26 protein-coding genes are annotated in these 24,757 nt (G+C 68.1%); 12 read left to right on the top strand and 14 right to left on the bottom strand.

Annotated elements, in window-relative coordinates:
• Nucleotides 1-122: 122 nt before the first annotated feature.
• Both AB0E63_RS08845 and AB0E63_RS08840 read left to right on the top strand, forming a co-directional pair.
• The gene (locus tag AB0E63_RS08845) at nt 123-1,334 is read left to right on the top strand and encodes a helix-turn-helix transcriptional regulator (RefSeq protein WP_360363356.1); all 1,212 of its coding nucleotides are present in this window, start codon (nt 123-125) and stop codon (nt 1,332-1,334) included.
• Between the two features lie 46 nt (nt 1,335-1,380).
• The gene (locus tag AB0E63_RS08840; protein ID WP_360363355.1) at nt 1,381-1,938 is read left to right on the top strand and encodes a hypothetical protein; all 558 of its coding nucleotides are present in this window, start codon (nt 1,381-1,383) and stop codon (nt 1,936-1,938) included.
• Here the strand turns inward: AB0E63_RS08840 and AB0E63_RS08835 are convergent.
• From AB0E63_RS08835 to AB0E63_RS08820, 4 genes are read right to left on the bottom strand one after another with little or no spacing between them, the layout of a single operon-like run.
• On the bottom strand, nt 1,935-2,552 hold the full coding sequence (locus AB0E63_RS08835; RefSeq protein ID WP_360363353.1) for a hypothetical protein: 618 nt from the start codon (nt 2,550-2,552) through the stop codon (nt 1,935-1,937). The genes AB0E63_RS08840 and AB0E63_RS08835 overlap by 4 nt on opposite strands.
• 40 nt (nt 2,553-2,592) lie before the next feature.
• Nucleotides 2,593-3,015 (bottom strand): MmcQ/YjbR family DNA-binding protein, encoded by a 423-nt coding sequence (locus tag AB0E63_RS08830; protein WP_360363351.1) that lies wholly within the window; start codon nt 3,013-3,015, stop codon nt 2,593-2,595.
• A 9-nt stretch (nt 3,016-3,024) separates the two neighbouring features.
• The gene (locus tag AB0E63_RS08825; RefSeq protein WP_360363349.1) at nt 3,025-4,866 is read right to left on the bottom strand and encodes an ATP-binding protein; all 1,842 of its coding nucleotides are present in this window, start codon (nt 4,864-4,866) and stop codon (nt 3,025-3,027) included.
• A complete protein-coding gene (locus AB0E63_RS08820) occupies nt 4,856-5,557 on the bottom strand; it encodes a response regulator transcription factor (RefSeq protein ID WP_360363347.1) in 702 nt (233 codons plus the stop codon). The genes AB0E63_RS08825 and AB0E63_RS08820 overlap by 11 nt, the downstream gene beginning before the upstream one ends.
• 113 nt (nt 5,558-5,670) lie before the next feature.
• Between AB0E63_RS08820 and AB0E63_RS08815 the strand changes: the two genes are divergently transcribed.
• The 4 genes from AB0E63_RS08815 (at nt 5,671) to AB0E63_RS08800 (ending at nt 10,005) form a co-directional block, all read left to right on the top strand.
• Entirely contained in the window at nt 5,671-6,738 is a 1,068-nt protein-coding gene (locus AB0E63_RS08815) for a hypothetical protein (RefSeq protein ID WP_360363345.1), read from the top strand.
• Nucleotides 6,735-8,042, top strand: a complete 1,308-nt coding sequence (locus tag AB0E63_RS08810; RefSeq protein WP_360363343.1) for a peptidoglycan-binding protein — start codon at nt 6,735-6,737, stop codon at nt 8,040-8,042. The genes AB0E63_RS08815 and AB0E63_RS08810 overlap by 4 nt, the downstream gene beginning before the upstream one ends.
• A complete protein-coding gene (locus AB0E63_RS08805; RefSeq protein WP_360363341.1) occupies nt 8,039-8,731 on the top strand; it encodes an ABC transporter ATP-binding protein in 693 nt (230 codons plus the stop codon). Before AB0E63_RS08810 ends, AB0E63_RS08805 begins: the two co-directional genes overlap by 4 nt.
• Before the next feature lie 137 nt (nt 8,732-8,868).
• Nucleotides 8,869-10,005, top strand: coding sequence for an ABC transporter permease (locus tag AB0E63_RS08800; protein ID WP_360363340.1), 1,137 nt, complete (start codon nt 8,869-8,871; stop codon nt 10,003-10,005).
• Here the strand turns inward: AB0E63_RS08800 and AB0E63_RS08795 are convergent.
• The 3 genes from AB0E63_RS08795 to AB0E63_RS08785 all read right to left on the bottom strand — a co-directional run bounded on the left by AB0E63_RS08795 (nt 9,907) and on the right by AB0E63_RS08785 (nt 12,787).
• Entirely contained in the window at nt 9,907-11,265 is a 1,359-nt protein-coding gene (locus tag AB0E63_RS08795) for an MFS transporter (RefSeq protein WP_360363338.1), read from the bottom strand. The genes AB0E63_RS08800 and AB0E63_RS08795 overlap by 99 nt on opposite strands.
• 26 nt (nt 11,266-11,291) lie before the next feature.
• Nucleotides 11,292-11,774, bottom strand: a complete 483-nt coding sequence (locus tag AB0E63_RS08790; RefSeq protein WP_360363336.1) for a DUF4188 domain-containing protein — start codon at nt 11,772-11,774, stop codon at nt 11,292-11,294.
• 80 nt (nt 11,775-11,854) lie between these two features.
• Complete coding sequence (locus AB0E63_RS08785; RefSeq protein ID WP_360363334.1) at nt 11,855-12,787, bottom strand: acyl-ACP desaturase; 933 nt, start codon at nt 12,785-12,787, stop codon at nt 11,855-11,857.
• Nucleotides 12,788-12,873: 86 nt separating this feature from the next.
• On the opposite strand from AB0E63_RS08785, the gene AB0E63_RS08780 reads away from it, so the two are divergent.
• Nucleotides 12,874-13,290, top strand: a complete 417-nt coding sequence (locus AB0E63_RS08780) for a thioesterase family protein (protein WP_360363332.1) — start codon at nt 12,874-12,876, stop codon at nt 13,288-13,290.
• Complete coding sequence (locus AB0E63_RS08775) at nt 13,287-14,393, top strand: zinc-dependent alcohol dehydrogenase family protein (protein WP_360363330.1); 1,107 nt, start codon at nt 13,287-13,289, stop codon at nt 14,391-14,393. Before AB0E63_RS08780 ends, AB0E63_RS08775 begins: the two co-directional genes overlap by 4 nt.
• Here AB0E63_RS08775 and AB0E63_RS08770 read toward each other — a convergent pair.
• Nucleotides 14,375-14,833: a YciI family protein gene (locus AB0E63_RS08770; RefSeq protein ID WP_360363328.1), complete on the bottom strand. Its 459-nt coding sequence runs from the start codon at nt 14,831-14,833 to the stop codon at nt 14,375-14,377. The two genes, AB0E63_RS08775 and AB0E63_RS08770, sit on opposite strands and share 19 nt — an antisense overlap.
• 135 nt (nt 14,834-14,968) lie before the next feature.
• On the opposite strand from AB0E63_RS08770, the gene AB0E63_RS08765 reads away from it, so the two are divergent.
• Nucleotides 14,969-16,414 carry a pre-peptidase C-terminal domain-containing protein gene (locus tag AB0E63_RS08765; protein ID WP_360363326.1) on the top strand — a complete coding sequence of 482 codons (1,446 nt, stop codon included), beginning with the start codon at nt 14,969-14,971 and terminating at the stop codon, nt 16,412-16,414.
• Between the two features lie 308 nt (nt 16,415-16,722).
• Here AB0E63_RS08765 and AB0E63_RS08760 read toward each other — a convergent pair whose 3' ends face one another.
• Nucleotides 16,723-17,910, bottom strand: a complete 1,188-nt coding sequence (locus AB0E63_RS08760; protein WP_360363324.1) for a M20 family metallopeptidase — start codon at nt 17,908-17,910, stop codon at nt 16,723-16,725.
• 121 nt (nt 17,911-18,031) lie between these two features.
• Between AB0E63_RS08760 and AB0E63_RS08755 the strand changes: the two genes are divergently transcribed.
• The 3 genes from AB0E63_RS08755 to AB0E63_RS08745 are packed head-to-tail and all read left to right on the top strand — an operon-like array spanning nt 18,032 to nt 20,884.
• Nucleotides 18,032-19,021 (top strand): ATP-binding cassette domain-containing protein, encoded by a 990-nt coding sequence (locus AB0E63_RS08755; RefSeq protein WP_360363322.1) that lies wholly within the window; start codon nt 18,032-18,034, stop codon nt 19,019-19,021.
• Nucleotides 19,018-19,956, top strand: a complete 939-nt coding sequence (locus AB0E63_RS08750) for an ABC-2 family transporter protein (RefSeq protein WP_360363320.1) — start codon at nt 19,018-19,020, stop codon at nt 19,954-19,956. Before AB0E63_RS08755 ends, AB0E63_RS08750 begins: the two co-directional genes overlap by 4 nt.
• Entirely contained in the window at nt 19,949-20,884 is a 936-nt protein-coding gene (locus AB0E63_RS08745) for an ABC-2 family transporter protein (protein WP_360363319.1), read from the top strand. The genes AB0E63_RS08750 and AB0E63_RS08745 overlap by 8 nt, the downstream gene beginning before the upstream one ends.
• On the opposite strand, the gene AB0E63_RS08740 is transcribed toward AB0E63_RS08745, so the two are convergent.
• The 5 genes from AB0E63_RS08740 to AB0E63_RS08720 form a co-directional block, all read right to left on the bottom strand.
• A complete protein-coding gene (locus AB0E63_RS08740; RefSeq protein WP_360363317.1) occupies nt 20,844-21,911 on the bottom strand; it encodes a hypothetical protein in 1,068 nt (355 codons plus the stop codon). The two genes, AB0E63_RS08745 and AB0E63_RS08740, sit on opposite strands and share 41 nt — an antisense overlap.
• Nucleotides 21,908-22,096 carry a hypothetical protein gene (locus AB0E63_RS08735; RefSeq protein ID WP_360363315.1) on the bottom strand — a complete coding sequence of 63 codons (189 nt, stop codon included), beginning with the start codon at nt 22,094-22,096 and terminating at the stop codon, nt 21,908-21,910. Before AB0E63_RS08735 ends, AB0E63_RS08740 begins: the two co-directional genes overlap by 4 nt.
• A gap of 101 nt (nt 22,097-22,197) precedes the next feature.
• Nucleotides 22,198-23,028, bottom strand: coding sequence for a DUF72 domain-containing protein (locus tag AB0E63_RS08730; RefSeq protein ID WP_360363313.1), 831 nt, complete (start codon nt 23,026-23,028; stop codon nt 22,198-22,200).
• Nucleotides 23,029-23,095: 67 nt separating this feature from the next.
• A complete protein-coding gene (locus tag AB0E63_RS08725; protein WP_360363311.1) occupies nt 23,096-24,175 on the bottom strand; it encodes an inositol-3-phosphate synthase in 1,080 nt (359 codons plus the stop codon).
• A gap of 9 nt (nt 24,176-24,184) precedes the next feature.
• Nucleotides 24,185-24,754 (bottom strand): PadR family transcriptional regulator, encoded by a 570-nt coding sequence (locus tag AB0E63_RS08720; RefSeq protein WP_360363309.1) that lies wholly within the window; start codon nt 24,752-24,754, stop codon nt 24,185-24,187.
• Nucleotides 24,755-24,757 lie beyond the last annotated feature (3 nt).

Raw genomic sequence — 24,757 nt, 5'->3', positions numbered from 1 at the left:
CCGTCGAGTTGCACACTTGGTGCAACAGTCAGCACACTCAGCAAGTAGCGACGCGAGGGCTCGGGTATCGTTCCGCGGAGATCCGCAGCTGCCGGAACCGGAGGCACGCAATGTCAGATCGCATGCTGAGCACCGGTGCCCGAATCGCGGCGTACCGTCGTTTGAACCGCTTGACCCAGCGAGGGCTCGCCGCCCGGGCAAACGTGTCCCACAGCCTTCTGACCAAAGTCGAGACCGGCTCCAGGCCGGCCTCCCAGTCGCTCTTGGCCGCGTGTGCCAGGGCGATGTCGATCCCGGTCACCCAGCTGACCGGTCAGCCGTTCATCGAGGAGCAGAGTGAGGACCGGCTCTCTGGCCCGATCAACGATCTGCGGGCGTCGCTGGAGAACTTCGATCTCACTCTCGACGACCTACCTGTGCGACCGCTCGCAGAGATCCGGCCTGGCGTACGTGGCATGGTGCTCGCCCGGCGCGATGCGCAGTACGCCCGTATTCTCGGCCGAGCTCCTGCCCTGATCGATGAACTGGTCCAGCTGTCGCAGACACTGACCGGTCGCGATGTCGAGCAGGCCCACCATCTCCTCGTTCAGCTCTACCGCTCGGCTGCGGACGTGGCATACGCCCTTGGCTTGGTCGATCTCGTTTCGCTACTGCTTGCCCGCATGGACTTCTCTGCCTCCCGCTGCGGTGATCCCTACCAGGTCGCGACCTATCGCTACATGCGTGCCTACTCCACGTTCACCACGGGCCGCCATGAGCTCGGTCGGAGAATCATCGAGACGGCGCTCGCCGACATCGATGCCGCGGTCCGGGCGGTCGATCCGATAGCGATCTGTGCGGCCGGCAACCTGCGGTTGCGCGCCGCGATTCTCGCTACGCGCCAAAGCGATGAGGACACCGCCCGCGGTGAACTCGACGAGGCTCGGCATCTCGCGGACGTGCTTGGCCGTGAAGTGACCGGCACCGATCTGGCAACTGGCTACGCGGGCGCGATGTCTTTCGGTGCCACGAATGTCGCAATCCATGCCGCCGCGATCGAGATGGAGCTTGGCAACCACGGCATCGCAGTCGCACTCGCCGACCAGGTCCACACACCCGGAGGCTATCCGCCGGACCGGATTGGTCACCATCACATCGACACAGCCCGCGCGCAGTTGCTGATCGGTGACAACGAGGGTGCGATGAACTCGCTGTTGGTCGCGCGCCAGGTCGCACCTCAGAAGACCAGATATCACCCTAGCGTTCGAGAAACCATCGCCAGCCTTGTCCACGCCAGCCGTCACACACCGGACAATCTCATTGGCTATGCCAACTGGGTCGGCGTACAACTGTGAGCTCATTGGTGCCCGTGCCATCGCTAACGCTGGCAGGTGATCTTGCATGAGCAACCCCATCCTTCTACTTGTCGCCTGCGGCGCGCCACTGGCTTCCCGTTTGGGAGACGGCGTACGGGCTGCGTACGACCAGGGATGGGACCCCTACGTCGTTCCAACCGATGCTGCGCTTCCTTGGTTGGCGGAGCAGGACTTGGCCAACGCTCCGGTGATCGTCGGCAACCGCAAACCGACCGAGCCCAGACGAACTCCGGCCGCCGATGCCATAGCCGTGGTGCCGACGACGTTCCACACCCTGAATGCTTGGGCGACTGGAAACGCATACTCGTATCCGCTGACCACGCTGTGCGCGGCCCTTGGCTCCCGAACGCCTACTGTCGCCGTGCCGTACGCCAGTCAAGAGCTGACCGGGCATCCTGCCTGGCCGGCCTCACTCGCGATACTTCGTCAGGCGGGTGTCCGAATCCTTGATCCACACGACGGCTCGCCTACATCGCTGGAGCCGATGATGCCCGGGACCGGTTCGCGGGTGGTCGACGGATTCCGGTGGGACTGGGTGTTCGAGGAGATTGATGTTGCGATCAGGACGCGCGAGTCCGGCTAGCTGGTGCCGGTGATGGAGAAGATGCGGACGCAGAGGGGTTCTGGGGTGAGTTGCTGGATGATGATGACGCCGGTGACTGGTGAGCCCTTGGTGGTGCCGGTGAGGCGGACGGCGTAGGTGGGCTGACCGCCGATCGAGGTGCCGGGGGTGAGTTTGGTCGGGGGCTGGAGGTACTGGCCCATGAGGGTGGGGATCAGCTGTTTCGAGTCCTGGCAGGCGTAGGCGGCCGCGGCGGTCGGGTTGTTCGCGTTGAGTTGGGCAACGAAGCGGCGGGCCAGCTCGGCAGCACTGCCCGGCCGTGTGGGCGCGGGCGGCTTGGTAGTCGGCGGCACGGTCGTCTTGGCGGGACGCGGCTGGACTGTCTTGGTGGGACGTGGTGCCGGCACTGAGGGCTTCGGGGTCGGCGAGCTCACGGGTGGCGCGGCTGAGGTGCCCGGGCTCGGTGCCGCGGAATTGTGCAGCTTGTCGGAGATCAGGCGGTAGGTGAGGACGCCGCCGACGCCCAGTACGCCGATCAGGAGCACGACCAGCAGCACGATGATCAGCCCGGCCCGGTTCTTCCGGGGCGGCCGATCGTAGTTGGGCGCCGCGGAGACGGGCGGTGGGTAGCTCACGATGTTCAGTGTGGCAGCGAGGTGCAACCCGTCGCCTGATTCAGCTCAGCCGGTGTTCCTCGAGCCAGGTCTTGGCGCGGCGGTTGGATGCCCGGGACAACCACGCGTCCTGGATCACCTCGGTGAGCTCCTGCTTGGTCAGTTCGCCGAGGCGGCTGCCGCGGACCAGGACCGAGGGATGGCCGTCGAAGTGCGGGGTGCTGAAGAACGGGGTGGACTCGTCCGACACCAGGGCCAGCTTCTCGTCCTGGGACTCGACCCAGATCACGATCACGTCGTCGTACCGCTCACCGGTCTCGGGGTCGAAGGCGTCTGGCCGCGCGGTCCGGAAGAACACGAACGACTTCCCTCCCACCTGGTAGACCGGGCGATCGGTGCCGTCGTCCCGCTTCCAGACCGTGACGTGCGGCATCCCTTGGGCGATCTCGTGCACATCCGCCACCCGAGCTTTCCGTCCGGCCACCCGCCGAGGTTAACCAGCCGGGATCCAGATCGTGAAGACCGATCCGGACCCGAGGCGGCTGGTGACGGCGATCCGGCCGCCGTGGGCCTCGGCGAGGTGCTTGGTGATCGCGAGGCCGAGTCCGCTCCCGCCCGTGCTCCGGCTGCGGGACTGCTCGGCGCGGTAGAACCGGTCGAACAGATGCGGCAGATGCTCGTCCGCGACGCCGGTGCCGTTGTCCGTCACGGTCAGGTTGTAGCCGTCGTCCACCCGCCGTACGCCGACCACGACGTTCCCGCCGAGTGGCGTGAACCGGATCGCGTTCGAGACCAGGTTGCCCAGTGCCTGACGGATCCGGGCGCTGTCGACGGACACCGTCGCGGGCCCCTGGACCTCGGCCGTCAGTGACACCCCGGCCGTCTCGGCGGCCGGCCGATGCGCCAGCACTACCTGGTGCGCGAGCTCGGACAAATCACGCGGCGCTGGGTGCATCCGGAGCATGCCGGCATCCGCGAGCGCGAGGTCCTGCAGGTCCGCGACGAGGTGCTCGAGCAACTCGGTCTCCTCCAGCAGCGACGTCACCAGCTCACGATCCAGCGGTACGACGCCGTCCTCGGACGCGACCAGATATCCCTTGATGTTGGCCAGCGGCGTCCGCAGCTCATGTGCGACGTCGCTGACCATCGCCTTGCGCTGGAAGTCGTGCCGCTGGATCGCCTCGGCCATGTCGTTGAACGCGTGCCCGAGCCGGGACACCTCGTCCTTCCCGGTCACCGGAACCCGGGCGGCGTGGTCGCCGTTCCGCATCCGCTGGGCCGCACCGGTGAGCGCCACGATCGGCCGGACCAACCGGCGCCCGGCGAACACCATCACCAGCGCCGCGACCAGCAGTACGCCGAGCGCGGTCGCCGCGGTCCGCAGCATGCCCTCCCCGGAGAACACGTTGAACGTGCTCTTCGCACCCAGGTACAGCTTCGCGGGCGGAGCGACGTACGGCGTCAACGCCTGCGACCGGGCTTGCGTCGTACACGTGAAGAACTGGTCCGAGACCTTGTCCTTGGGTTCGACCATCTTCAGGCCTTCGATCTCGTTGACCGAGTACTTCAGGCCCACGGCGTCGAGGCAGGCTTTCGCCCGCCGGATCTCGTCGTCGTTGACGATCTTGGCCTTGGCGCTCGGCGCGTTCAGCCCTTGCGGCGTACATGCGTCGTCCCCGGCGAACCCGGGCTTCTGCATCACGCTGATGCCTTCGGCCGATCGGCCCGACTCGATCAGCACCTGCGGGACGTTGGTGCCGCCGGCGGCCACACTCGCGATCTTGCCCTTCGCGCGGTAGCAGTCCACCACCTGCTGGGCGAGCCTCTCTTGCTCTCGCAGCTCTTCGTCGGTCAGACCCCAGCCCGGATAGATCGCGCTCGCCGGTGTCACCCCGGCCGTCGCGACCAGGTCGTTCACCTTGCCCGCGGCAATGGTCTTGCGGGCGGTGTACCCGGTCAGCTTGGCAAACCCCTCGCTCCGGGCGTCGATGGTTGCCGCCGGCACCGACGGGAGCTCGGGACCGGCGCCGAGCATCCGGGCCGAGTCGGCGATCACCGTGCCGTCCGGATCGGTGACGGCGATCCGGCGGCCGAGCTTGTCGGCCAGGTCGTGCACCAGCTTGTCCACTCCGGACCAGGTCGGGTGGTTCGAGGCGTACTTCGACAGCTCGGCGTAGATCTGCCCGTCGACCTGGAGCTGGCCGGTGTTCGCGTCGATCTCGCCCTGCAGCTTCTCGGACGTGCTGTACGTCGCGAGCACCGCCGTCGCGATCACCGCGCCGAGGGCCACCGCGAGGGACAGCCCGAGGAACCTGATCAGCACGCTACGACGCATCGACGGTCACCGCCTTCTCGGCCAGCTTGTAGCCCACGCCGTACACGGTCTTCAGGTACGCCGGTGGGCCCGGGGACTGCTCGATCTTCTTCCGCAGGTTCATCACGTGGACGTCGATCGTCCGGTCGAACACGTAGTGGTCGAAGCCGAACGCGTGCTCGAGCAACTGCTGCCGGGAGAAAGCCCGCCCGGGGGAGGCGGCCAGGCAGGCGAGGATCTTGAACTCCGCCGGCGTCACCTCGACCAGCCGGCCGGCCAGCCGGATCTCGTGCCGGCTGGGATCGATCTCCAGATCGCCGACCCGGTACACCTCGCCCTCGGCCCGGCTCCGGGTCCGGCGCAGCACCGTACGGACGCGGGCGACGAGCTCGCGCGGGTTGTACGGCTTGGTCAGGTAGTCGTCCGCGCCCAGGTCGAGACCGAGCAGCAGATCGTCCTCGGTCGCGCGGGCGGTCAGCATGATGATCGGCACCTCGCCGTCCGCGCGCAGTACTCGGCAGACGTCCAGGCCATCGACCTTCGGCATCATCACGTCGAGCACCAGCAGGTCCGGGCTGCGCCGGCGCGCCTCGTCGATCGCGGCCCGGCCGTCGTGCACGACGACGGTCAGATGCCCCTCCCGCTCGAGATACCGCCGGATCAGCTCCGCCTGCTTCAGATCGTCTTCGGCGACGAGAATCCGCGCTGGCATAGGAATCAGACTCGCCGAGATTGATGAGAATCCTATGAAGATCGGCTGAGAGCATCGGGTGCAAATCGGTCCTTCACAGGTTCTTCACCGCCGCGCAGGCACGCTCCACCACCATGAAGACCTCACGGAAAGCACTCGCCCTGGTCGCCATCCTGGCGTTGGCCGGGTGTGGGAACAACCAGAGCCCAGTCGCGTCCGGTGACGAGAAGAGCGACAAGAGCCCGCTCGCGGAGTACATGGGCGAAGGCTTCGTCAGCTCTTCCGGCGGCATGCGGATGACGGTTCGGGCCGCCGGCGGCGGCCAGCAGCCGTCGGAGGAGGAGCTGGCCAAGCAGCGCAAGGTCGAGGACGCCACCGCCGCCTGCATGAAGGACGCCGGGTTCGAGTACGTCGCGGTGCCGCCGGAGTCCAACCCGAAGAGCAAGTTCAGCGACGCGTTCAACCTGCCGGCCGACAAGTTCGCCGAGCAGTACGGCTACGGCATCAGCACGATCGACTGGTCGAAGGCCGGTGCGGACAGCGACGACACCAATCCGAATACCAAGATCCGCAACGCGCTGTCGGCCAGCGCGAAGAAGGCGTACGACAAGGCCCTGAACGGCCCGAACGCGCTCGGGAACGGGGCCATCGCGATCGCGCCCAAGGAAGGCGGTGACGGTCCGAACTCGAGCGGGAAGATGGACCTGGGCTGCCGGGGCAAAGCGGTCGAGCAGGTGTACGGCAAGGGCCAGGACCGGACGGCCGACTTCAAGAAGTTCGACAGCCTGTTCAAGGACATCCAGGCGCTGTCGAAGCGGATCGAGGCCGACCAGCGAGTCGTGGACGCGACCACCGCCTGGTCCGACTGCCTCGCCGACGCGGGGCAGGCCGGGTACAAGAAGGTCGACGAGCCGCGCGAGAAGGTCCAGCAGAAGCTGGACGCGCTGACCGGCAACCAGGCACCGCCGAAGAACGGCCAGGGCAAGACGCTGCAAGGCCCGCCGTCGTTCGACAAGGTCGACGCCACCAAGCTGGCCGACCTGCGCAAGTTCGAGATCGACCTCGCGGTGGCCGACCAGAAGTGCAAGGCCAAGGTGTACGACGAGCCGTACAAGAAGGTCCAGTACGAGCAGGAGAAGGAGTTCGTCACGCAGCACAAGGCCGAGCTCGAGGCATACCGTGACGCGATGGCGGACCGGTGACCACTTCGCCCAAGTCCCGGCGCCGGGTTCTGGTCAGTGTGTCCGCGGTGGCCGCGGTCTCGCTCGGAGTGGGCGTGGCCGCGGGCAGCCGGATCACCTCACCCGAGGACGCCGCCGCCAAGACCGCGGCCCCGAAGGCCTCCCAGATCACCGTGCCGGTGGAGAAGAAGGCGCTGTCGAGCAAGGTGGTCGGCCGGGGTGACGCCTCGTTCGACGGCGCGGTGAACATCCGGGTCGAGACGAGTGGCCTGACCACTCCGGCCATCGTGACCGGCAAGGTCCCGACGGTCGGCTCGACCATTACCGAGGGCAAGGCCCTGCTCGAGATCACCGGGCGTCCGGTCATCGGTTTGGCCGGCGTACTCCCGATGTACCGGACGCTGTCGCCCGGCAGCAAGGGACCCGACGTGCTGCAGCTCGAGCAGACGCTGGACCGGCTCGGCCTCGACCCGGGCACGGTCGACGACGAGTACGACACCGACACCTCGCAAGCGGTCGAGCGCCTCTACGAGAACGCCGGGTACGACGCTCCCGAGCCGGAGGAGCGCCTCACCCAGGCCGTCGACGCCGCCAAGAAGCAGGTCGACGCGGCGAAGAACCAGCTCCGGCAGGCCAAGGCCCAGCTGAAGCAAGCCAAAAGCGCTGCGAAGGCCGGCGGAAACACAGACACGTCGGTGCAGCAGGGCGCGGTCGACGATGCCGAGGACAACCTCGCTGACGCGCAGGAGGCCAAGAACGAGGCCGACTTCAAGGCCGGCACCCCGCTCCCGGTGTCCGAGATCGTCTACGTGAAGACGCTGCCGCGCCGGGTCGACGACGTGAAGGTCGAACGCGGCGGCACGGTCAACGGCGTGGTCATGTCCGCCAGCGGCGCGTCCCTGGTGGTCACGGTCAAGGTCGACGCCGAGACCGCCCAGCGCCTGAAGGCCGGTATGGCCGCGACCCTCGACCTCGGCGAAGGTACGGCGGTCGCCGCGAAGGTCCGCCGGATCACCAAGAACGGCAACCAGTACGACGTCGTGGTCGGGCCCAACGCGCTGACGGCGAGCCAGCTCGCGCTGCTCCGGGATGCGAACGTACGGGTGACGATTCCCGTGAAGAGCACCAGCGGAAAGGTGCTCGCCGTACCGGTGGCGGCGCTGTCGTCCGGGTCGGACGGCGGCTCGCGCGTCGAGGTGCTGCGGAACGGGAAGGTCGACCTCGTGCCGGTGACGGTCGGGCTGTCCGCCGACGGGTTCGCCCAGGTCACACCGGCCGGTGACGCCAAGCTGTCCGAGGGCGATCAGGTGGTGGTCGGGCGATGAGCGCGACAGCGGTTGCCCTGCCGGCGCCGGTCGTCGAGATGATCGGCGTACGACGGTTCTTCCCCGGGCCGCCCGAAGTCCAGGCGATCCGGGAGGTCGACCTGTCGATCGGGCAGGGGGAGTACCTGTCGATCGTCGGGCCGTCCGGGTCGGGGAAGTCGACATTGCTGCATCTACTCGGGTTGCTCGACAACCCGACCGGCGGTGTCTACCGGCTCGACGGTGTGGACACGATGAGCCTGCGTGAGCGGCGGCGCGCCGTACTGCGGGGTGAGCGGATCGGGTTCGTGTTCCAGTCGTTCCACCTGCTCGACCACCGGACTGTGCTGGAGAACGTCGCGCTGTCGATGGTGTACGTCGGAGTGCCGCGCCGCGAGCGCATGGCCCGAGCGCGGGTCGCGCTGGAGCGGGTCGGGTTGGCGCACCGGATGGAGTTCGGGCCGACCACGCTCTCCGGTGGGGAGCGGCAGCGGGTGGCGATCGCGCGGGCGCTGGTCGCGGAACCGAGTCTGCTGCTCGCCGACGAGCCGACGGGCAACCTGGACAGTGCCAACGCGGAGGCGATCCTCGACGTGTTCGACGAGTTGCACGCCGACGGGATGACGCTGGCCGTCATCACCCACGACGACCATGTCAGCCGCCGGGCGCAGCGTCAGGTCCGCATCGTCGACGGAACCCTCCAGTGGTAACCCCCACAGCAGGCCCCCCGGATCCCGCCGGCGGGCCGTCCACGTCCCGGCGATCCCGTCGGCGTCTCAGATCCAGACCAGCAGTTCGGGACCTGCTGGACGAGGCGCTGGCGGGTGTCGCCGCCCGGCCGACCCGATTGATCCTGACAACACTCGGTACCGTGCTCGGGATCGCTGCTCTGGTCGGGACGGTGGGCCTCGGGCAGACCGCGTCGGGGCAGATCACCCAGCGGTTCGACCTCGCGGCCGCCACGCGCGTCGTCGTACAACCTGATGACAAAGGTGGGCAGGAAGGCGAAGCGGCGACGCAGTTGCCGTGGGACGCGCCGGCCCGGATCCAGCGGCTGAACGGCGTCGAGGCGGCCGGCACGGTCAGCACCCTCGACGTCGGCGACGACCTGGTCCGCAGCGTCGAGGCGCTGGACGATCAGCGCAACGGTCACGCCTTGCAGGTGATGGCCGGCTCGGCCGGCTTGTGGGACGCGGTCCGCGCGGTGCTCGCGACCGGGCGGTTCTTCGACACCGGGCACGACAAGCGCGGTGACAAGGTCGTTGTCCTCGGCAAGCACGCCGCCGAGCGGCTGGGCATCAACCGGGTCGACTCGCAGCCCGCGGTGTTCATCGGCGACGAGGCCTACACGGTGATCGGCATCCTCGAGTCCGTCACCGGGCGGGCCGAGCTCAACGACGCCGTGATCATGCCGAACGGCACGGCCCGGACGGCGTACGACCTGGAATCCCCGGACGCGGTCGAGATCCGAACCCAGGTCGGTGCAGCGCAGTTGATCGCCGAGCAGGCACCGCTCGCGATCGAGCCGAACAATCCGAGCACGCTGCGCGTCGACGCCCCGCCGAAGCAGGGCGCCGTACGCAAAGGTGTGGAGTCCGACCTGAACGCGCTGTTCCTGCTGCTGGGTGCGGTCGCGCTGCTGGTCGGCGGACTCGGCATCGCGAACGTCACGCTGCTGTCGGTGCTCGAACGCATCTCCGAGATCGGCCTGCGTCGCGCGCTCGGGGCCGCCCGAAGACATATCGCGGTGCAGTTCCTGGTGGAGAGCGTGATCGTCGGCTTCCTCGGTGGCTTACTCGGTACGGCGGTCGGCGTACTGCTCACCGTCGGAGTGTCGTGGGTCCGGGACTGGACTCCGATCCTGGACAACCGGCTCGCGTTCGGGTCACCCCTGCTGGGTGCGTTCATCGGCCTGGTCGCCGGTACGTACCCCGCGTGGAAGGCCTCCGCCATCCAGCCCATCACCGCGCTCCGGGGAACCTGATCCGTCCCGGCTGAGCCGTGCGTACACCACCGCGGTGACGGCGAAGCCGAGCACGATGAAGGCCAGGACCGCGTACGACTTCCCGTCGTCGGGCAGGATCCACGCGCCGAGTGCGGCCGCGGAGACCTGCCCGACGTTGAAGATCATGTCGTACAGCGAGAACACCCGGCCGCGGTAGACATCGTCGACACCCGTCTGGACGAGGGTGTCGACGCTGATCTTCACGCCCTGCGCGCAGAAGCCGGTGAGGAAGCCGCCGACGATCAGCGCGGGCTGGGTGAACAGGCCGATCGGTACGGCGGTCACCACCGCGGCGGCCACGAACAGCCAGGTGATCCACTGCCGCAGCGTCATCACGCGCGTGCCCCATGGCGTGACGAGGGCTGCCAGGAACAGGCCGGCGCCGACCGCGCCGGTCGCGATAGCCAACGCACCGAAGGCCTCGTCGAGCCGATCCGGGCCGTAGAAGTAGTTGCGGTAGAGCAAGATCATCATGACGGTCATCAGGCCGAAGAAGAACCGCAGCGAGCCGATCGCGGCCAGGCCGAGAGCCGCCTGCTTGCGTTCCCTCAGGTGCCGGGCCCCGTCGATCAGGCCGGACGCGATGGTCCGGAGCGCTTCGGCAATGCCCGGTTCGTCGCCGTTCAGGTCGGGGCCGAGCTGGTCGCGCCGCAGCCTCAGGGCGAGCAGTGCGGCGGCGGTGTAGATGACGACGGTGAGCGCGAGGACCGCGAGATCGGAGTCGACGATGAGCTTCACTCCAGCGCCGACCCCGCCGCCGATGAGGAAGGACGCCGTACCGGATGTCGGGGTGACGGCGTTGGCCATCACGAGTTCGTCGCGCTCGACCACATGCGGGAGACCGGCGGACAGACCGGACAGCAGGAAGCGGTTCACGCCGAGAGTGAGCAGTACGGCGAGGTAGAACGGCACGCCCGCGTTGCCCGTCGCGACGATGGCGCCGACCCCGATCACCAGTGCGGCCCGGGTCAGGTTCGCGCCGAACAGGATCTGCCGCCGTGACCATCGGTCCAGCAGCACCCCGGTGAACGGTCCGAGGATCGAGTACGGCAGCAGTGCGACCGCGAACAGGCCCGCGATCGCTGCCGCGTCCGGAGCCCGCTCCGGAGAGAACAGCACGTACGACGCCAGCGCGACCTGGAACACGCCGTCCCCGAACTGCGACGTCAACCGCACCGCGAACAACCGCCGGAAGTCTCGGCGCTTGAGCAGCGTTCCCAGATCCCGGATGAACCGCACGCCCGCAGCCTAGCCCGGCTGCCGCGTCAGCCGTCGCTGGACAGGTGCAGGCGCTCGGCGGCGGTCTCGCCGCGCTTGTTGACCGGCTCGACCCCGGCGACCTTGCCAAGACCGAACAGGGGCATGTTGCCGTAGATCGTCTCCACGCTGCCGGCCGGGACGACGTACGTCTCGTGCCAGATGCCGACCGCACCGCCCTTGTAGGACTTCCGGAAGTAGTCGACCCAGGCCGGCCGATGCGTCCGATCGTCGTCGTTCGCGAACGCCTGCAGCTTCTCGATCGACTCCCAGTACTGGATCATGGTGACCCCGCGCCACGTCGGCAACGTCCGGAACCCGAGCAGCCCGCTCGCCGGATCCTTCGAGAGTTGCCGCAGCATCGGGCCCATCGCGTTCGCCACCGGCAGCCACTCACGCACCTTGCGGACCGAGTTCACTCGAAACCCGATCAGGAACACGACCAGATCCCCGTCGTACGCCGCTGTCTGTCGCCCCTCCAGCACGCTCATCCGCCCCACCTCTCCTGGTCAGGCCCATCGAGGTACAGCATGAACAACAATCAGGTCGCCAACCAGCAGGTCCGACAGCGTCAGGCCGTCGCGCGGGCGGCCTGGCGGGCGCGGAGGCGGTCGCGTTGCTCGACGAACCGGGTGGCCTGGGCGTCCAGGCCGGCCATGAACTCGGCGAGCTCGTCGCGAGCCTTGGCGCCGTCGCCGCTGAGGTCCTCGCGGTCGAAGACCTTCCACATCCGCAGGATCGGCGCGACCACCTCGTCATGGTGCAGGCGCAGGTCGTAGATGCCGGCCTTGGCGATCGTCACCGAGTTGCGGGCGAACCCGTCCATCGTGGCGCCCGGCATCGAGAAGTCCGTCACCTCGTTGGTGACCGCTCGCATGGTCTCGTTCGGCGCCGTCTCGAACGCCGCGGCGACCAGGTTCCGGTAGAAGATCATGTGCAGGTTCTCGTCGGTAGCGATCCGGGCCAGCAGTTGGTCCGCGATCTCGCAGCCCGTGGCCTTGCCGGTGTTGCGGTGCGAGACCCGGGTGGCCAGCTCCTGGAAGCTGACGTACGCGATCGCCTCGAGCATGTTCTTGTCGACCTCGTGACCGGCCGTCATGTGCGCCATCCGGGCCACCTCGAGCTCGACCGGGTCGACGCCGCGAGTGACCACAAGGTAGTCGCGCAGCGCGATACCGTGCCGGCCCTCCTCGGCGGTCCAGCGGCCGACCCAGGTGCCCCACGCGCCGTCGAGGCCGAACTGGGTCGCGATCTCCCGGTGGTACGACGGCAGGTTGTCCTCGGTCAGCAGGTTGGTGATCATCGCGACCTTGGCGACCGGGTCCAGCCGGGACTGGTCCGGCGACCAGTCCTCGCCGCCCAGGAAGGCGAAGTCGCGGCCCTCGCTCCAGGGCACGTAGTCGTGCGGGTTCCAGTCCTTGGTGATGGCCAGGTGGCGCTCGAGATTCTGCTCCACGACGGGTTCCAGCTCGTGCAGCAGGTTCGTCACCAGCTTGTCGTCCACCAGGGTCTCCTTCGTCGGCAGTCCCCCCACCCTACGGCACCGTAAGTTACGCAACCGTAGGTTGTAGACCCTTCTATGGTTGGGCAATGGATCGGAGCGCCTTCCCGCACTTCCTGGCGATCACGCTGCGGTGGAAGGACAACGACGTCTACGGACATGTGAACAACGTCGAGTACTACAGCTTCTTCGACACCGTGATCAACGACTTCCTGATCCGGCAGGGCGGGCTCGACATCCACGGCGGCGAGGTGATCGGGCTGTGTGTGGACTCACAGTGCACCTTCAAGCAGTCGCTGGAGTTCCCGGGCGTGGTCGACGCCGGGTTGCGAGCCGGGCAGCTGGGTAACTCCAGCGTGCGGTACGAGATCGGCCTGTTCCGTGAAGGTTCGGACGAGCCGGCCGCGACCGGGCGGTTCGTGCACGTGTTCGTCGGCCGGGAGGACCGCCGCCCGGTGCCGGTCCCGGACCGGATCCGCATCGCACTCGAAGGGATCACCGGATGATCGTGCGCGGCGCCGTACTGCGGGAGATGGGCCTGCCCCGCCCGTACGCCGAGTCGCGGCCACTGCGCGTGGAGGAGGTCGAGCTGGCCCCGCCCGGTCCGGGGGAGCTGCTGGTCCGGATCCGCGCGGCCGGCCTGTGCCACTCGGATCTGTCCGTGATCGACGGCTCCCGCCCGCGCGTGATGCCGATGCTCCTCGGCCACGAGGCTACTGGCGAGGTGCTCGAGTCGGCGGCGCCCGGGTTCGCGCCGGGTGACGTGGTCGCCTGCGCCTTCGTTCCCGCCTGCGGGGCCTGCGGCCCCTGCGCCGAAGGCCGAGCCGCCCTCTGCGAGGCGGGCGCCGCCGCAAACACCGCCGGCACCCTCCTCGGCGGCACCCGAAGACTGAACGGCTTCCACCACCACCTGGGGGTGTCCGGGTTCGCGGATCATGCCGTTCTGTCCGCGCGTTCGGCGGTCAAGATCGATCCGTCGCTCCCACCAGAGATCGCGGCGCTCTTCGGCTGCGCGGTGATGACCGGGGTCGGCGCGGTCGTGAACACCGCGCAGGTCAGAGCGGGCCGGAGTGCCGTCGTGTTCGGCCTCGGCGGCGTCGGGTTGTCAGCACTGCTCGGTGCGGTGCTGGTCGGCGCGCATCCGGTCGTCGCGGTCGACGTCGTACCGGAGAAGCTCGCGCTGGCCCGGTCCCTGGGCGCTTCCGTCGTTGTCGACGCCCGGGATCCTTCAGCGGTCGAGGAGGTACGGGCGGCAACTGCGGGCGGAGCGGACTACGCCCTCGAAACGGTCGGGAGTGCGCAGGTGCTCGAGCAGGCGTACGCCGCCACGCGTCGAGGCGGGACGACGATCACGGTGGGGCTGCCACATCCGTCGCAGTCGTTCAGCGTGCCCGCGGTCAGCCTGGTCGCCGAGGAGCGCACGGTGAAGGGGTCGTATCTCGGCTCATCGGTGCCTTCGCGGGACATCCCGCGATACATCGCGCTGTACCGGGCCGGCCGGCTCCCGGTCGACCGGCTGCTCACCGCGACGGTCGGTCTCGACGACCTCAACCCGGCCTTCGACGACCTGGCCGCCGGCACGTCGATCCGTCAGGTGTTGCTGTTCTGAAGGTTCTCGGCGGCCTTGTGGAAGGTCTGCTCGTTGCGGTCCCGCGCCTCTGGCGTGAACTCGGCGCCGAAATCGCCCGGGGTCGCGACCTGCCGGATCTCCAGGCCGGTGCCCCGACCGGTGCCGGCCGGGCCCTCGTCGGCGGCCATGCAGCGCCAGCCCCACTCGAGCGCCTCTTCGCGGGAGGCCACCTCGATCAGGCAGAACCCGGCGATCAGCTCCTTGGTTTCAGCGAACGGGCCGTCGACCACCCGGCGCTTGCCGCCGTCCAGCTGGAGCCGGACGCCGCTCGAGCTGGGCAGCAGCCCATCGCCGGCCAGCAGGACGCCCTTCTCGGCCATTTCGGCCATCACCAGACCCATCTCGGTCAGGCTCTTCTCACTCGGCATCGCTCCGGCCTCGGATTCCTCGCTGGCCTTGAACACCATCATGAAGCGCATCGGAACCTCCGCAAGTAGGCGTTAAATCCCCAGCCGAATCTATACAGCTCGAGGGCCGGTCGGGCAGGCTACGGAAAGTGCGTGCCCGCGCACGAGATGTGAGGTAGTACGGAGTCCCTGAGGAGGACCCCCGCGATGCGAACCCGCCCCCGCCGCATCGGCGCCCTCGTCGGCGCCGGCGCAGTCGTCTTCGGTGCGCTGGCCGTAGTGGCCGGAAACCAGGCCGACGCCCAGCAATCCGCCCCGACCCCGATCGACCAACTGCTAGGACAGGAGCTTCAGGGTAGGACCGCCCTCGGGAGGGTCCAGTCCCGACTCGCCGAGTTGTCCGGCCGCAACGGGATGCCGGCCGCCCAGCTGGAGCGGATCCTGGCCACCGACAAGACCAGCTGGCTGGACCGCGACGGCAAGCTCTTCTACCGCGAGCCGGTCGCCGGCGCCGCCTCCCGGCAGGCCGCCGCCGCACCGTCCCCGCGCTGGGCCACCCGTGCCGTCGCGGCCGCCACCGGGCCGGCCTTCGAGCTGCACAGCAAGCCCGGCTCCAACCGGGTGATCTACCTCGATTTCGACGGCCACACGATCTCGGGGACGGCGTGGAACACCGGCGGCAAACCGGCCACCGTGAACGTCACGGCGTACGACACCGACGGGAACACGAACAACTGGAGCACCGCCGAGCAGGACGTCGTACGCGATGTCTGGGCTCGGGTGGCCGAGGACTACGCGCCGTTCGACGTGGATGTGACCACGCAGGAGCCGGCCGCCGCGGCGATCACCCGGTCCGGTTCGTCCGACCAGCAGTACGGCACTCGCGTCCTGATCGACCCGACCACCTGGTACCAGTCCGGCTGTGGCTGCGGCGGGGTCGCGTACGTCGGTGTGTACGACAACACCAGCCAGCACTCGTACTACCAGCCGGCCCTGGTCTTCACGAAGGGCGTCGGCACCGGCGCGAAGAACATCGCCGAGGCCGCGTCCCACGAGGCCGGTCACAACGTCGGACTGAGCCACGACGGTACGGCGTCCGTCGGGTACTACGCAGGTCACGGCGCGTGGGCGCCGATCATGGGTGTCGGCTACTCCAAGGCGATCAGCCAGTGGAGCAAGGGCGAGTACTCCGGTGCGAACAACAAGGAAGACGACTTCGCGGTGATCGGCCAGAACGGCCTGGCGCTGCGGGCCGATGACCACGGCAACGGCACGACCGACGCAACCGCGCTCACCCTCGGCACCAGCGTGAAGGGCATCTACGCCAACGACTCCGATGTCGACACGTTCCGGATCGACGTGTCGGCCGGCACCTTCACCTTCGCGGCGTCGTCCGCCGCGTCCGGCGCCGACCTGGACATCAAGCTCCAGCTGCTGAACTCGGCCGGCACCGTCGTCGCCACCGCCGACCCGGCCGCCGGGCAGTCGAACTCCGCCACTCCGACCGGCCTGAGCGCGAGCATCAGCCGCCAGGTCGCCGCCGGCCGCTACTACCTGCGCGTCGAGAACACCGGCTACGGCAATCCGCTGAACACCGGCTACTCGACGTACGGCAGCCGCGGCGCCTACACGGTCCGCGTCACCTCCGGCTGAGGCCCTCCCGGCACACGTGTACAGCGTCGACGTCGGTGCCGCTGGCAACTACACCGCGACCGCAAGCGCGGCGGCGTCCGCCAGAGGGACGCGGGGACGCCGACGGGCCTCGGCGCGAGTGTTAGCAGCACACTCCAGCCGGGTAGGTACTACCTGCGGATCGACAACGTGGGCTACGGCGACCCGCTCAACGGGGCTACTCGGCGTACGGCAGCCGCGGCGCCTACACCCTTGGCATTTCGCCCTCCTGAACCCTGTGGCTGGCCGGTCTCTGGCGGGCCGGCCAGCCACAGGCCCCAGCGCGTCGGTCAGGCGGAGATCAGGTGAGTCGTTGCCAACTGAGCCAGGGCCGCGGCCTCGTCGCCGAGTACGGCGTCGTCGAAGCGGACCACGCTCGAGTGGTTCGACGGCGCGTCGTCCGCGTCGACATCATCGGGCCGCGCGCCGAGCATGACGAACGTCCCGGGCACCTCGGCCAGCACCATCGAGAAGTCCTCCGACCCCATCAACGGGTTGTCCAACGCCTGCGCCCGATCCACGCCGAACAGTTGCTGCAGCACGCTCGAGGTCTCCGCCGTACGCCCGGCGTCGTTGACGGTCACCGGATACTGCTTGGCGAACGTCGCGTCGACCGTGCACCCGTGCGCCGCCGCGATCTTCTCCGCCAACGCCGGCAGCTCGCGAGACAGTTGCTCGAACGTCTCATTCGAGAGCGTACGCACGGTCGCACCGAGCCGGGCCTTGTTCGGGATGACGTTGATTGCTAGCCCGGCCTCGAGTTGCGTCACGGTGATCACCACCGGGTCGAACACGTCGACCCGCCGGGTCGCGTACGTCTGCAACGCCAGTACGAGCTCGGCCACCACCGGCACCGGATCGATCGTCCTGTCCGGCGACGAGCCGTGCCCACCCTTCCCGTGCACCGTGATGTGCAGCTGGTTCGAGCCGGCCATGATCGTTCCGGGCCGGGTCTGGAAGATCCCCTTGGCCTCCTGCGACCAGACATGGACCGCGTACGCCGCGACCGGCTTGTCACCCGTCGCTCCCAGCAAGCCTTCCCGGAGCATGTACCCGGCGCCGCCCAGACCTTCCTCGCCCGGCTGGAACATGAACAGCACGTTCCCGTGCAGCTCCTCGCGATGCGCGCTCAGCAACTGCGCCGCACCCACCAGCCCGGCGGTGTGCAGGTCGTGGCCGCAGGCATGCATGTTGCCGTTCTCGGACGCGTACTCGAGTGCGGTCTCCTCGACCACCGGCAGGGCGTCCATGTCACCTCGCAGCAACACCGTCGGCCCCGGCTGCCCGCCCCGCAGTACGCCGACCACCGAGGTCAGCTCCTTGCCCGTACTGATCTCCAACGGCAGCCCCGCCAGCGCGTCGAGCACCATCGCCTGCGTCTTCGGCAACTGCAGTCCCACCTCGGGAATCTGATGCAACTCCCGCCGCAACGTCACCAACCCAGGCGCAATCCCCGCACCCTCCGCGACCAGCTCCACAACAACTCCCTCGATCGACGATCCCGCCGTCACCGTACCCGCACCAGCCGCGGGTCACGCGGTGAGCCGACGCGCGAAAAGGTCTGCGCGGTCGAGCGGCCGTGCGGCAGGATGGGGCGAAATGGTGATGATTCAGGTGCAGGACCTCGTCAAGGAGTTCTCCCGCCCTGCCGTGCAGCGGGGTCGTTTCGCCGGCCTTCGATCCCTGTTCACGACCGAGCGCACCGTGACCAGAGCCGTCGACGGCCTGTCCTTCGACATCGAGCCGGGGGAGCTGGTCGGCTACCTCGGTCCGAACGGCGCGGGGAAGTCGACCACGATCAAGATGCTGACCGGCATCCTGGTCCCCACCTCCGGGCGGCTGGTGGTCGCCGGGCAGGTGCCGTGGCAGGACCGGCGGTCCAGCTCGCGCAATATCGGTGTGGTCTTCGGGCAGCGCACCCAGCTCTGGTACGACCTGCCGCTGCGAGACTCGTTCGAGGCCCTCCGCGACCTGTACGAGATCGATGCCGCGACCTACCTCCAGCGGATGGGCACGTTCACCGAGATGCTCGGCCTGGACGAGTTCATCGATACGCCGGTCCGCTCGCTGTCCCTGGGGCAGCGAATGCGGGGCGATCTGGTCGCCGCGATGCTGCACGCCCCGCCGATCGTCTACCTGGACGAGCCCACGGTCGGGCTCGACGTGGTGGCCAAGGCGAGGATCCGTGAGTTCGTGGCCGAGAGCAACACCAGCTCGGGTACGACGATCATGCTGACGACCCACGACATGGACGATGTGGAGCAGCTCTGCCGCCGGATCATCATCATCGACTCTGGGCGGGTGCTCTACGACGGCGATCTGGACACCCTGAAGGCGCGTTACGTCCCCTATCGAGACCTGGTCGTCACGCCCGCGGACGGCGTCGACCCGTCCACCATCCGGATGCCCTTGGCCCAGACCCGTATCGACGATCAAGGGCGGGCCCTGCTGCGGTTCGACCCGGCAGAGATCCCGAGCCCCAAGCTGATCAGCGAGGTCACCTCGGCGCACGGGATCGTGGACCTGACCGTTCGCGAGCCCGACCTCGAGGACGTCATTCACCGGCTCTACGGCGAAGGTGCCGGATGACGTCGCCGCCGCCCACCGGATCGGGACACCCCGGCGATCACGTGGACCCCGGCGATCACGTGGACCCGGGCGATCACGTGGACACCGGCGATCACCTGGACACCGGCGATCGGTTCGCCCACTTGCCGGCACCGGGGCGCCCTCACTTGTCGGGTCTGCGGGGCCTCGTCCGCGTCGGTGCCCGGTCGGTGCTGGTCTATCGCGGCGACCTGCTGCTCGGCATCGCCTCGATGCTCGTCCAGGTGACGCTGGTGATGATCGTCTGGGACACGGTGTACGGCGACGCCGACCAAGTCTCCGGTGTCAGCCGGAACCAGATGATCAGCTACGCGATCCTCGCCGCCTGCTTCCAGACAATCGTCATGCCGTGGAACTTCTCATCGATCCCGCAACGCATCCGGCAGGGACAGATCGGCGTCGACCTGATCCGGCCGCACGGTCTGATCGCCACCACCCTGGCGCGGAACGCGGGCACGATGCTGGCGCGACTGCCGATCGGGGCGGCCGGCGTGATCTGGGCGCTGCTCCTCGGCGCCGTACTGCCCCCGCCGAATGTCGGCTACCTCCTCGCCTGGCTGTGCTCGACCGCTCTGGCTGTGACCATCGCCTTGCTGCTCAACCTGACCGTGTCGATGGTGGCGTTCTGGACGATGGAGATCGGCGGGCCGATGATGGTCTACCGCATCGGCTCGGCCTTCTTCTCCGGTGCACTCATCCCCTTGTGGTTCATGCCTTCCTGGCTCGCGGACATCCTCCGGTGGCTCCCGTTCCAGGCCCAGACGTTCACACCCCTGAGCATCTACTCCGGCAAGCTCGCCGGAATCGATCTAGCTGTCGCCATCGGAGTACAGGCGTCCTGGATCGTCATCGTGATCGCAGTGCTGCGTTTGGTCTGGAGCCGAGCCCTCCTCCGAGTGGTGGTCCAAGGTGGCTGACGCGAACAGGAGGGCTGAACCGAAGGCAAGCGCCAACGCGAGCAGAACGGCCGACGCCAACAGAACGGCCGACGCGAGCAGAGCGGCTGCGGGCGCCTCTCGTGCCCCGCGGACCCGGGAGAAGTTCGCGGACGGTCTCCGGCACTACCGGCTGCTTCTGCGACTGGCGTGGCGAGCCCAGTTGCAGTACCGCTCCAACTTCCTCACCGTCATCCTGGGTGGCGTCACGCTGCAGGGGATCCAGTTGTTGTTCCTCGGAGTCCTGCTGGCCAAGTTCAAGGTGATTGCCGGTTGGGACTTCACCGAGGTGGCCTTCGTCTTCGCGGTCCGCCTGGCGGCACACTCGTTCTACGTGGTCCCGTTCGGCGCCCTCCTCTACACCGACGTGGCCGTGCAGGAGGGCGACTTCGACCGCTATCTCCTCCGCCCGGTCAACCCGTTCATTCAACTCATCACCCGCCACTTCCCGCTCATGGCGCTGGGCGATGCACTCCTCGGCTTCGCTGCACTGGTCATCTTCTCGATCTCGGCGCCCATCGACTGGAGCCCGGGCAAGGTGGTCTTCCTCGTGGCGGCGGTCATCGCCGGCGGGCTGGTCGAGGCAGGCATCCAGACCACGCTGTGCGGCCTGTCCTTCATCATGACGTCGACGAGTTCATTGCGAATCTTCGCCGACAACACCATCACTCAGTTCTCCGGCTACCCGTTGACGATCTTCGGGCGATGGGGTCTGTATTCACTCACCTTCCTCTTCCCGATGGCTTTCATTGCCTTCCTGCCGGCGACCGTTCTCCTGGACCGCGCCGACGAGACACCGTTGCCGCTGTGGCTGAGCTATTGCTCGCCGTTGGTCGGACTGGTGTGGTTCGTGCTGGGCTACCTGTTCTTCACCAGGATGATGCGCTACTACACCAGTCCCGGGAGTTGATCGAGAGCCTGCCGGACCGCCGCGGCGCAGCAGTTGCAGGCGTTCCGATGGGCTTCTGTCCGGGCGGCGAAACCCCGGCCAAAGCCGTCTGCAGTGGATGCGGGGCCAGGCGAGCCTCTGCGTTGGCGGGGTCTCGTGGGCTGAGGTGGGTGGCGGCCTGCGCGGTGGTTTGGTCAGGCGAAGGTGGTGGGAGGGCACAGGCGCTGGCGTGCGAGTGGTACGAGGACTCGGCGGAGTGGACCTCGTGGTGGAGGTGGTCCAGGACTTGGCCGGCGGTGGAGTGGGACTTGGCGGCGGCATAGCCGGGTGGGTGGAGGTCGAAGGAGTCCAGGTGGGCCAGGCCGCTGCGGAGGATGGCTTCGAGGCGGTGGCGGGTATCGGCGTCGCTGGGCTCCAGGTCGGGTAGGCGGGTGGAGTTGTAGACGACGCTGACCAGGAGCGGAAACTGGCCGGCGGCAGTTTCGCGGTTCAGGGCATTGAGGACCTGGCCGGGATCGAGGTCGTTACGGTCCTCGAGGTCGGTGGTGAGCCGCCGGACGGCGGGGACAAAGGCGGCGTAGTACCCACCGGCCCGGACGTCTTTGATGCCTGGGGCAACTTTGTCGATGCCGAGGCGGGTCAGGTACTCGTCGAGGTGGTCCTGTGCCCAGGCCTCCGCGACACCTTCCTCCAATTGGCGGGCGCCGGGTTGGGTGAACGCCTCCTGCGCAGCCTCCTGTGACGAGCCGGCCGGACCGAGGAAGTGGGCCTGCTCGTGCAACAGGGTGGCGAGCGATTCGCGGTAGCTGACGAGCGTCTGGACCGGCTGCTTCTCCCCGGAGTGCTCGTACATCCGTTGCAGGGGATCGAGGATGCACTCGCGGTCGAGATACAGCGTGCCGTCCCAGTGCGCGAGCCCGAGGATGCTGCCGTCGGTCTTGATCACTTCACCGTTCCACGCGGACTGGCCCGCCCCAGAGAGCTCCAGCGCCACCCGGCCACTCCGGGCCAACAGTTCGTCCACCGACCCCGGTGGCTCGGCGGTCATGAGCGGAAGGCGATCGCGAGGCGGACGAGCGAGTCCGCCGTACGTCGCAGGCGGGCTTGCTCCTGGGGATCGTCGGCCGAGGCCGCGCGCCGGGCCAGTTCGGTGACGAGCCAGTCGGCCCGAGCCTGCCGCTCCGCCCGCGTCGAGTCGCTCGAAGACACGTCCGCCGAATTCAAGTGCTCCATGGTCAGTCCTCCCGAGGTGTGGTCTCGGCGGAGAACATATGGAGATTCGCCCCAGTCCCGGCGACGAACTTTTCAGCTGTGGATAACCAACCTGTGGATAACTAGAACAACGTCGGCGGCTCAACCTCGACCGGCTCAGGCAGCGGTTCGACGCCGGGATGGAGCGCACGGACCTCGGCGTGGAACCGGCGGGCGAGGTTCAGCGCCTCCACATTGTCGGGAGTGTGCAGAAAGATCGTCGGTGAGCGGCCCTCGGCCAGCCAGCTCACGACCAGCTCGACCAGATAACCCCACCCGTCGACAGTCTCAGCCACGGAATCGCGGCCGATGTAGCGGACGATCGGATGCGCAGTCAGCGCTCGCGTGCGGCGGGCGACGCGAGGCTTCTTCATCCACGCGTCGCGTTCGGCGTAGCTGGTCGGGCGATGCTCGAAGAGCGTGCCGGTGTCGAACGGGATCCACTCTGCGCCGATCCGGCCCAGGACCTGTTCGAGCAAACCGGCCGACCGGGCATCGTCGAAGAACGCCGGGTGCCGGACCTCGACGGCGTACCGATAGTCGCGTGGCGCGTGGTGCAGGAACGCGGCGAGCGTCCCGAGGTCGGTCGGCGCGAAGGACGCCGGGAGCTGGATCCACAGAGCATGGTTGCGCTCGGCCAGCGGCTCGATCGCGGACAGGAAAGCTCGCAGCTCCACCTCGACACCTGAGAGGCGGCGTTCGTGGCTGATGAGTTGTGGCAGCTTCACCACGAAGCGGAAGTCCGTCGGCGTCTGCCCGGCCCACTTCTCGACGGTCGAGCGGGACGGTGTCGCGTAGAAGGTGGTGTTGCTCTCGACCGCGTTGCACCACGAGGCGTACCACTGCAGCCTCGAGCGGGACGGTTGCGGCCAGCCAGGGTGGGTCCACTGCGCACACCCCACATGCAGTCGCATCGGCCCAATCTAAAACAGCCCCGCGACCGGCCCAAAGGCCGGCCGCGGGGCTGCAGGGACGACTAGCTCAGCGCTCGACCTCGCCGCGGATGAACTTCTCCACCAGGTCGCGGCAGACGTCGTCGGCGTACTGCTCCGGCGGCGACTTCATGAAGTACGACGACGCCGACAGGATCGGGCCGCCGATGCCACGGTCCTTGGCGATCTTGACCGCGCGGATCGCGTCGATGATGATGCCGGCCGAGTTCGGCGAGTCCCAGACCTCGAGCTTGTACTCCAGCGACAGCGGGACGTCGCCGAAGTTGCGGCCCTCGAGCCGGATGAACGCCCACTTGCGGTCGTCCAGCCAGGCCACGTAGTCGGACGGGCCGATGTGCACGTTGCGGGGGTCGATCTCGTCGCGCAGCTGCGAGGTGACGGACTGGGTCTTGCTGATCTTCTTGGACTCCAGGCGCTCGCGCTCGAGCATGTTCTTGAAGTCCATGTTGCCGCCGACGTTCAGCTGGTACGTGCGGTCGACGGTGACACCGCGGTCCTCGAACAGCTTGGTCAGCACGCGGTGCGTGATGGTCGCGCCGATCTGCGACTTGATGTCGTCACCGACGATCGGCACCCCGGCCGCGGTGAACTTGTCGGCCCACTCCTTGGTGCCGGCGATGAACACCGGCAGCGCGTTCACGAAGGCCACGCCGGCGTCGATCGCGCACTGGGCGTAGAACTTCGCCGCCTGCTCCGAGCCGACCGGCAGGTAGCAGACCAGTACGTCGACCTGCGCCTCACGCAGCGCGCCGACGACATCCACCGGCGACGCGTCGGACTCGGTGATGGTCTCGCGGTAGTACTTGCCGAGGCCGTCGAGGGTGTGACCGCGCTGCACCGTGACGCCGCTCGGCGGCACGTCGCAGATCTTGATGGTGTTGTTCTCGCTGGCGCCGATCGCGTCGGCGAGGTCCAGTCCGACCTTCTTGCCGTCGACGTCGAAGGCGGCGACGAACTCCACGTCGCGGACGTGGTAGTCGCCGAACTGGACGTGCATCAGACCGGGGACACGCTCCTCGGGCTTCGCGTCGCGGTAGTAGTGCACGCCCTGGACGAGCGAGCTGGCGCAGTTGCCGACACCGACGATCGCTACGCGGATCGAGGTCATCTGAACTCCTTAGGTAGGCGGTTGGTGCAGGTCAGGGGGCCGCTGCTGCCGCCGCTCGCCGTCGATCAGCTCGTTCAGCCAGCGGACCTCGCGCTCGGCCGACTCCAGGCCGTGCCGTTGCAGCTCGAGGGTGTAGGCGTCGACCCGCTCCGCGGTGCGGTTCATCGCGGCCCGGAAGTTGGCCAGCCGCTCCTCCATCCGGGCCCTGCGGCCCTCGAGGATGCGCAACCGGGTGGCCGGATCGGTCCGGCCGAAGAACGAGAACCGGACGCCGAACGTGTCGTCGTCCCAGGCTGACGGACCAGCGTCGTGCATCGCGTGCGCGAAGTAGTCCTTGCCGTCGGCGGTGATCGTGTACACGATCTTCGGCCGGCGACCGGACTCCGGCGAACCGGAGTCGGCCGTGATCAGGCCGTTGCGGAGCATCGCCTTCAGACACGGGTAGAGCGACCCGAACGACAGCACGCGCCCCCAGCCGAACTGGGCGTTGACGCGCTTGCGGAGCTCGTAACCGTGCATCGGCGCTTCGTGCAGCAGACCGAGTACGGCGAGCTCAAGGACCCCACTGCGGTTTCCCATGAC

Source organism: Kribbella sp. NPDC026596 (assembly GCF_040638415.1).
Taxonomy (GTDB): domain Bacteria; phylum Actinomycetota; class Actinomycetes; order Propionibacteriales; family Kribbellaceae; genus Kribbella.
Note: the sequence above shows the minus strand (reverse complement) of the source record. Positions and strands in the feature narration are given on the sequence as shown.

Excerpts from the sequence above, each read along its gene's own strand:
- AB0E63_RS08820 (WP_360363347.1), bottom strand. The coding sequence starts at position 5,557 with ATGCCAGCGCGGATTCTCGTCGCCGAAGACGATCTGAAGCAGGCGGAG.
- AB0E63_RS08770 (WP_360363328.1), bottom strand. The coding sequence starts at position 14,833 with ATGCGCTTCATGATGGTGTTCAAGGCCAGCGAGGAATCCGAGGCCGGA.
- AB0E63_RS08765 (WP_360363326.1), top strand. The coding sequence starts at position 14,969 with ATGCGAACCCGCCCCCGCCGCATCGGCGCCCTCGTCGGCGCCGGCGCA.
- AB0E63_RS08780 (WP_360363332.1), top strand. The coding sequence starts at position 12,874 with ATGGATCGGAGCGCCTTCCCGCACTTCCTGGCGATCACGCTGCGGTGG.
- AB0E63_RS08740 (WP_360363317.1), bottom strand. The coding sequence starts at position 21,911 with ATGACCGCCGAGCCACCGGGGTCGGTGGACGAACTGTTGGCCCGGAGT.
- AB0E63_RS08840 (WP_360363355.1), top strand. The coding sequence starts at position 1,381 with ATGAGCAACCCCATCCTTCTACTTGTCGCCTGCGGCGCGCCACTGGCT.
- AB0E63_RS08720 (WP_360363309.1), bottom strand. The coding sequence starts at position 24,754 with ATGGGAAACCGCAGTGGGGTCCTTGAGCTCGCCGTACTCGGTCTGCTG.
- AB0E63_RS08815 (WP_360363345.1), top strand. The coding sequence starts at position 5,671 with ATGAAGACCTCACGGAAAGCACTCGCCCTGGTCGCCATCCTGGCGTTG.
- AB0E63_RS08725 (WP_360363311.1), bottom strand. The coding sequence starts at position 24,175 with ATGACCTCGATCCGCGTAGCGATCGTCGGTGTCGGCAACTGCGCCAGC.
- AB0E63_RS08730 (WP_360363313.1), bottom strand. The coding sequence starts at position 23,028 with ATGCGACTGCATGTGGGGTGTGCGCAGTGGACCCACCCTGGCTGGCCG.
- AB0E63_RS08805 (WP_360363341.1), top strand. The coding sequence starts at position 8,039 with ATGAGCGCGACAGCGGTTGCCCTGCCGGCGCCGGTCGTCGAGATGATC.
- AB0E63_RS08755 (WP_360363322.1), top strand. The coding sequence starts at position 18,032 with ATGGTGATGATTCAGGTGCAGGACCTCGTCAAGGAGTTCTCCCGCCCT.
- AB0E63_RS08735 (WP_360363315.1), bottom strand. The coding sequence starts at position 22,096 with ATGGAGCACTTGAATTCGGCGGACGTGTCTTCGAGCGACTCGACGCGG.
- AB0E63_RS08825 (WP_360363349.1), bottom strand. The coding sequence starts at position 4,866 with ATGCGTCGTAGCGTGCTGATCAGGTTCCTCGGGCTGTCCCTCGCGGTG.
- AB0E63_RS08790 (WP_360363336.1), bottom strand. The coding sequence starts at position 11,774 with ATGAGCGTGCTGGAGGGGCGACAGACAGCGGCGTACGACGGGGATCTG.
- AB0E63_RS08775 (WP_360363330.1), top strand. The coding sequence starts at position 13,287 with ATGATCGTGCGCGGCGCCGTACTGCGGGAGATGGGCCTGCCCCGCCCG.
- AB0E63_RS08845 (WP_360363356.1), top strand. The coding sequence starts at position 123 with ATGCTGAGCACCGGTGCCCGAATCGCGGCGTACCGTCGTTTGAACCGC.
- AB0E63_RS08750 (WP_360363320.1), top strand. The coding sequence starts at position 19,018 with ATGACGTCGCCGCCGCCCACCGGATCGGGACACCCCGGCGATCACGTG.